This is a genomic window from Lentibacillus kapialis, assembly GCF_014646635.1.
Taxonomy (GTDB): domain Bacteria; phylum Bacillota; class Bacilli; order Bacillales; family Amphibacillaceae; genus Lentibacillus; species Lentibacillus kapialis.
This window is the reverse complement of record NZ_BMNQ01000045.1, coordinates 23,839-30,420: the sequence shown is the minus strand read 5'-3', so window position 1 is coordinate 30,420 and position 6,582 is coordinate 23,839. Positions and strand designations below refer to the sequence as shown.

The window sequence follows — 6,582 nt, the reverse complement described above, 5'->3', positions numbered from 1 at the left end:
TTTGGCATGATTTGGATTGGTACCTTAATTATACCAAAAGCCAGTGTTCATGCGGGTTTTTTTACGTTTTTTTATCCATTTTCATGGCGCTTTTTTATTGATTTATCAGGGTGCGAAACTCGAGTTTGTAATATTTGCCTCCAGGTCTTTTTTCTTGCGTTCTTTGCCGCCAGACTTCTTCGACGGTGCCTGCTTTACAGTATCTGTGCCTTCTACCTGGCGGATCTGTTCAGCAAGATTGTCTAATTCAAACGGTTTTAGTATAAAGTAAGATGCGCCGAGATCCACTGCTTTTTTCATGACTTCTTCCTGCCCGAAAGCTGTCAGCATAATGACGTTTGGATTATGCGCGTGTGATTCACTGCGTATCGTATTCAGCACTCCAAGTCCATCAATATGAGGCATAATAATATCCAATACGAGTACGTCCGGTTCCAATTCATCCAACATATCCAAACATTCTCGGCCGTTGTATGCTGCCCCAATGACCTCAATATCTTCCTGCTCTCCAAAGTACTCCTCCATTAATTGGACGAGTTCTCTATTATCATCCACTAAACAAACTGAAATTTTTCCCACGAAAAGTTCCTCCTTTAATTCGATCTTTCTCCACTTTATATATTCGACACAGATTCCAAATATCCTTTTTTTATTTAAAAAACTTTAATTTTTTTTAGGTATATTTGGATTTCCGCATATTTACTTTAAATATCGATACAATTCGATAATTTTTGACACTGATTTATCGAATTTGCCGAAAAATATTTGGAATATTGTAGCATAATATTCCATTAAAATGACTTGCTATAGGAATTTTTCCTACAGCAAGTCATTTTTCTTTTAGCTTGCCTTATTCTGATTTGTTTCTTTTTCCATTTCTATACCCGCTTCCTGTAGCATCCACTCAATATGAACACCGTAACCGCTTGTGGGATCATTTACAAATACATGTGTTACGGCTCCGATTATTTTACCATCCTGGATAATTGGGCTGCCACTCATACCTTGAACGATTCCGCCAGTTTCTTTTAAAAGCTTGTCATCAGTTATTTGGATAACCATTCCTTTTTTGGCTGGAACTTTTTGAGGTACACTGCTCACAACTTTTACGTCGAATTCTTCAATTTCTTCACCATCAAGAACAGTTAAAATTTTTGCCGGTCCTTCTTTGACTTCATGCGACAATGCGACTGGCATTGGTTCGTCATATTTGCCATTCGATATTTTTTTGTTTAATTGCCCGAAGATACCAAACGGACTATTTTTGGTAATGGATCCAATTTTTTTATCCTTAACGGAAAATTTCGCTTGCTTCTCACCGGGGTTACCGTGATTGCCTTTTTCAATCGATGTGACATTCGAACGCACAATCGATCCATCGTGGATTTCAATCGGCTTCTGTGTGTCCATATCAGAAATGACATGTCCAAGTGCCCCGTAGTTTTTGGTCTCGGGATCATAAAATGTCATGGTTCCAATACCAGCAGCCGAATCTCGAATATACAGTCCAATCCGGTATTCTCCTTCATCTTTACTTTTTATGGGATCCAATGTTGTCTCAATGGTTTTTTCATCACGCTTTAGTGTAATATCCAATGATTTATCTTTTTTTCCAGCTTCTTTTACAAAGGGCTTAACATCTTCCATTTCCTTTACCTTTTTATCATTTATTTTTAAAATGACATCACCCACCTGAATATTTGCTTCCTCACCTGGCGATATCATCCCATCTTCACCTTCAATTTGATGATGGCCAACAACGAGTACTCCCAGTGTATGAAGTTGTACCCCAATTGATTGGCCTCCTGGAACAATTTTAATATCTTCCGGTACCGAGGCTTCCGCTTTCTTTTTCGGAAGTCCTGCAGCTTGATACATCAGTTCATTTTTTCCTGTTTCCCTTGGATAAAAATCTGTAGAATCAATTGCCTGCATCGTCTCGTTGTCCGGGGAAGCAGCAGATGCATCTTCTCCGAAAGCAGGTATACTTACAGGTGTTGCTGATGAATCATTAAAAGCCACAATTTGATTGGAAATGGAAAGGTTATGGCTAATAAAAGGTAATGCAAAAACGGTTACGAGAAACAGAATTCCGATCAACAACCTGATTTTTCGATGTTTTTTCACCCAACTCACTCTCCTCATCCTAACCCACACCATTTCATTTTCTCTCTCTGTATTTCTAATCTGACCGAACCGAGTCCGTTTTAAACTGGTGAAAATCAAGAAAAGATGTGTAACATTTCCTGCGAAAGTAATTAAAAAATTAAAGCGTTCGACTCATTTTATAGTGAGGTTTCGTCATCCATCATTCATACTTTTTGACACTAAAAAAGCCAGATATTATATCTTCTGGCTCTCTGCAATACTTTATCCATTATTTTTTTTATAATCGGCGGCTAATTCGAGCATTTCCGTGGCATGATCTTTTGCGGTATCTGTCAATTTGGCTCCGGTAATCATACGGCCTAATTCATCGATTTTTTTACTTTTGGATAACTCCTCAACGACCGTTGAATTGCGATTATTGTTTGCTTGTTTCTTAATCAATTTATGTGTATCAGCCATAGCAGCCACCTGCGGCAAGTGTGTAATACACAAAACTTGTGACTGACTGGAAATTTGTAATATCTTTTCAGCAATGGCCTGGGCTACTCTTCCGCTGACACCGGTATCCACCTCATCAAAGATGACGCTTGTTATCCCCTGATGCCTTGCAAAAATTTCTTTTAATGCAAGCATAATCCGTGAAAGTTCACCACCTGAAGCGATTTTGTGAAGCGGCTTCAGTGGTTCGCCGGGATTCGTTGCTATTTGAAACTGAATATGATCAAACCCATTTTTATGCAATTTTAGCCGATCTCCATGACCTGTCTTAGTATCAAAAGAAACAGAAAAGGATGTTTTCTCCAGATATAGATCTTTTAACTCTTGATGAATATTCTTTGTTAAAGATTGAGCAGCTTTTTTGCGCAGATCATGCAGCTGCTTAGCTTCCAAACAGGTATCCTGATAAATATCCTCAATTTGTTCATCTAATTTTGCTAAGTGTGAATCTTTATCGGTAATTTGTTCAATCTCTTCTTCAACTTTACCGAGGTATTCCAAAATCTCATTTACTGTTGAACCATATTTTTTCTTAAGTTGGCTGATTTCATTCAATCGTGATTCAATTTCATTCAGGCGTTGAGGATCATATTCCAAAGTATCAGCGTAACTTCGCAATTCATACATCAACTCTTCAATTAAAAAATAATGGTTCGACATCTCCTCAGCTTTTTCATTAATAAACGTATCATATTCTTGGCTGTTTTGAAGTGACTGGCTGGCCATATTCAGCCAGTCGAGTCCTTTTTGTTCACCATAAAGGGCATTATAGGCATCCAGTAAACCATTGTAAATTTGTTCAAAATTGGCTAATTGACTACGCTCATCTTCGAGTTCGTCATCTTCATTTGGAACTAAACTAGCTTGTTCAATTTCGTTATGCTGGAATTTTAATAAATCCAGTCGCTGCGACATCTCCTGTTCGTTTTCGCTTAATTCTTTGTAACGCATTTGGAGTGTTATCAGTTTTTCATATAAACGGGTGTACTCTTGTTTCACATTTGATATTCGTTCTTTATCATACAAGTCCAATAACTGTATATGGTTAGCCGGTTCCAATAATGATTGGGTTTCATGCTGGCTATGTACATCAATTAACTGTTTTCCAAATTCTTTAAGGATGGCCAGTGTGACTAATTTGCCATTTACTCTGCAAATGCTTTTTCCACCTGATGTTATTGTGCGATGCAGCACAACCATTTCATCCTGCACATCAATGCCATATTGATATGCTGTTTCATTTATTTGATGTCTGTTTGTATCTAAAATGAATAGACCTTCCATTTGAGCCTTGCTTGCACCATGTCGTACGTATTCAGCTGAGCCGCGTCCACCGGCCAGAAGCTGTAGAGCATCAATCATAATTGATTTGCCCGCACCTGTTTCACCGGTCAAAACAGTTAGACCGTCATTAAAGGTGATAGAAATTTTTTCGATAATAGCAAAGTCCTGGATTGATAATTCTGTTAGCACATCAGTCACCCCACGATTAAAGCATACCCAGGAAACGCTGCTCAATAACAGCCGAATCGTTCTCCGTCCTACAAATGATCAGGCATGTGTCATCGCCGCATATAGTGCCCATGATTTCATCCCATTCCAAATTATCAATCAGCGCGCCAATTGCGTGGGCATTGCCCGGCAATGTTTTTAAAACAATGAAATGGCTCGTATACTCAATTTTTACAAAAGCATCCCTGATTAAGCGTTTTAATTTTTCCAACGGATTAAAGCGCTGATCCGCAGGCAAGCTGTATTTGTAGTTACCGCTGGACGAAGGCACTTTAACAAGATGCAGCTCTTTGATATCACGTGAAACGGTGGCTTGTGTAACATTATATCCGAGTGATTTCAGCTCATCAACAAGCTCATCTTGCGTATCGATCTCATTTTCTGTTATCAGCTCACGTATTTTAATATGGCGTTGGATTTTACTCATAAACAGTCCTCCAGAACCTCACTTAAATGATTGGTGGGCTTCTTTCACTATTTGCTGTAATCCGGCATCGTTGTTATTAAATATTGTCTTATTTGTTCTCCAGCCCAAATGCATCAAAAATTCTATGTTGCCGTCACCACCCGTAATCGGCGAATATGTCAAATTGAGGATCTGATAGCCCTGCTGACGGGCAAACTTCACACTCTCCTGCAATACAAGTAAATGCACAGCCTTATCACGGACAATTCCTTTGTTCCCAACCTGATCTCGACCCGCTTCAAACTGAGGCTTGATTAAAGCAATGACATCGCTCCCCTTGTCAAGTAACTTGCTCAGCACAGGTAATATGAGTTTAAGGGAAATAAATGATACATCAATTGCTGCAAAATCCGGCCATCCATACTGAATCATATCAGGTGTCACATACCGAAAATTTGTCCGTTCCAACACAACTACCCGGTCGTCATTCCGCAATTTCCAATCCAACTGGTTATACCCGACATCAATGGCATAACAGAGCCGGGCACCGTGCTGCAATGCACAATCAGTAAACCCACCTGTAGATGACCCAACATCCATCATGATCTTATTATTGAGACTTATGGAAAAAGCATCAAGAGCTTTTTCAAGTTTCAAACCACCACGGCCAACATATGGATACAACTTTTCTTTTACACGCAATGGCATGGTATCATCAACTTTGACACCAGGCTTGTCCAATCTCTCTTGTTCACTAAAAACAAGACCGGCCATGACCATTCGTTTCGCTTTTTCTCTGGTATCCGCCATTTTCCGTTCCACCAGCAGAACGTCTAAACGTTTCTTTGTCATCATATAAATCCTTTTTTAAGTTTTTAATTGAACATGAACTTTACTTTTTAGCTTCTTTGCTTCCGTTGGGAATCAGTCGGATTTTAAAGTTCTTTTCAATAAATGCAGCTGTTTTTCCAGCAAAAAAAATGATTTTTGTCGATGCATTAATAGCGGCGTATTTCCCAACGGCTTTTCCGCCGACTGTTAAGGCTGCAACAAGACTTGTTAAAATAACAGATAACGTTATTTGAAGAGCGGATCCTTCACCGTTTCCAGCCAAATTGGATATCTGCAGTACCACAGTGGCAGAAGCAGTACCACTGACCACCCCGGAAATGTCACCAATAACATCATTACAAAAACTGGCAAATTTATCAGCATTGCGGATTATATTAACAGCCTCTTTCGCACCGGACACTTTTTCGGCTGCCATTGCATGAAATGGTTTTTCGACAGCTGCAGTGGCAGCTATTCCCAACATATCAAAAATGACACCTACAAACACTATAATTAAGACAATCAGTAATCCGAAGATCCATATAACGTTACTAAGGACAGATTCGGAAACCACTGAAAAAATAGCCGCTAGCACAAACGTGATAACGGCAATGGTAACACTGAATTTTAAGGAATTTTTTGTTTGCGGATTCATTTTAACCCCTATTTTAAAAATATGTATAAACAAGGAATGGTCGTTTAAAGGGTGAAAACTGCGGCTTAGGTCCAGTAGGTTTTCCCAGGTAGATACCCAATGTTGCCATAGGGGCGGTTCCCCTTTAAATCCACCTCGGCATCGTTTCCGAATACCGGACTGGATTGCCACTTAGTCCGCACTATAATGCCCTTTAAACGTCATCGAACAGTCTAGGAGCTTTCCTCGGCAGCCTTTAACCGTTCCCTATCCTCTTTTGCAGGGATGATTTCATAGAGACACGAGCAATCCAATGGCCGTTTGGACTGCCTTAAAACTCTAATTCCCTCATCACCACTCAAGGCAGGCTACGCTGTGAATAAGGTCACCCTCACCCTATTACACAGGTTCATACCCCATTCCATAATGCAATCTAGGCTTAGATTACGCTACAGACATGGGCCTCCACGGTAATCGGGTCAACGCCCACATGCCTTTGCGGATCGCCCGAAAACCTTAACTCCCAGCACCGACCCAAGGCTGGGCGCCTCAAGCCGGCACAAGGAACTTCATCGATGTGCCCTTTAGCGGA

5 protein-coding genes and 1 pseudogene are annotated in these 6,582 nt (G+C 40.0%); all 6 read right to left on the bottom strand.

What is annotated here, in order from left to right; all coding sequences use genetic code 11:
* Positions 1 to 123: 123 nt before the first annotated feature.
* Positions 124 to 579 (bottom strand): annotated as a pseudogene (locus IEW67_RS13335) (response regulator); the annotation flags it as partial.
* A gap of 261 nt (positions 580 to 840) precedes the next feature.
* Positions 841 to 2,145 carry a SpoIVB peptidase gene (spoIVB, locus tag IEW67_RS13330; RefSeq protein ID WP_188633573.1) on the bottom strand — a complete coding sequence of 435 codons (1,305 nt, stop codon included), beginning with the start codon at positions 2,143 to 2,145 and terminating at the stop codon, positions 841 to 843.
* A gap of 225 nt (positions 2,146 to 2,370) precedes the next feature.
* Positions 2,371 to 4,080: a DNA repair protein RecN gene (gene recN, locus IEW67_RS13325; RefSeq protein WP_188633572.1), complete on the bottom strand. Its 1,710-nt coding sequence runs from the start codon at positions 4,078 to 4,080 to the stop codon at positions 2,371 to 2,373.
* Between the two features lie 16 nt (positions 4,081 to 4,096).
* Positions 4,097 to 4,546, bottom strand: coding sequence for a transcriptional regulator AhrC/ArgR (ahrC, locus tag IEW67_RS13320; protein ID WP_188633571.1), 450 nt, complete (start codon positions 4,544 to 4,546; stop codon positions 4,097 to 4,099).
* Positions 4,547 to 4,564: 18 nt separating this feature from the next.
* The gene (locus IEW67_RS13315) at positions 4,565 to 5,377 is read right to left on the bottom strand and encodes a TlyA family RNA methyltransferase (RefSeq protein ID WP_373288545.1); all 813 of its coding nucleotides are present in this window, start codon (positions 5,375 to 5,377) and stop codon (positions 4,565 to 4,567) included.
* Positions 5,378 to 5,417: 40 nt separating this feature from the next.
* On the bottom strand, positions 5,418 to 6,011 hold the full coding sequence (locus IEW67_RS13310; RefSeq protein WP_188633569.1) for a hypothetical protein: 594 nt from the start codon (positions 6,009 to 6,011) through the stop codon (positions 5,418 to 5,420).
* Between the last annotated feature and the right edge of the window lie 571 nt (positions 6,012 to 6,582).

Excerpts from the sequence above, each read along its gene's own strand:
- spoIVB (WP_188633573.1), bottom strand. The coding sequence starts at position 2,145 with ATGAGGAGAGTGAGTTGGGTGAAAAAACATCGAAAAATCAGGTTGTTG.
- IEW67_RS13310 (WP_188633569.1), bottom strand. The coding sequence starts at position 6,011 with ATGAATCCGCAAACAAAAAATTCCTTAAAATTCAGTGTTACCATTGCC.
- ahrC (WP_188633571.1), bottom strand. The coding sequence starts at position 4,546 with ATGAGTAAAATCCAACGCCATATTAAAATACGTGAGCTGATAACAGAA.
- IEW67_RS13315 (WP_373288545.1), bottom strand. The coding sequence starts at position 5,377 with ATGACAAAGAAACGTTTAGACGTTCTGCTGGTGGAACGGAAAATGGCG.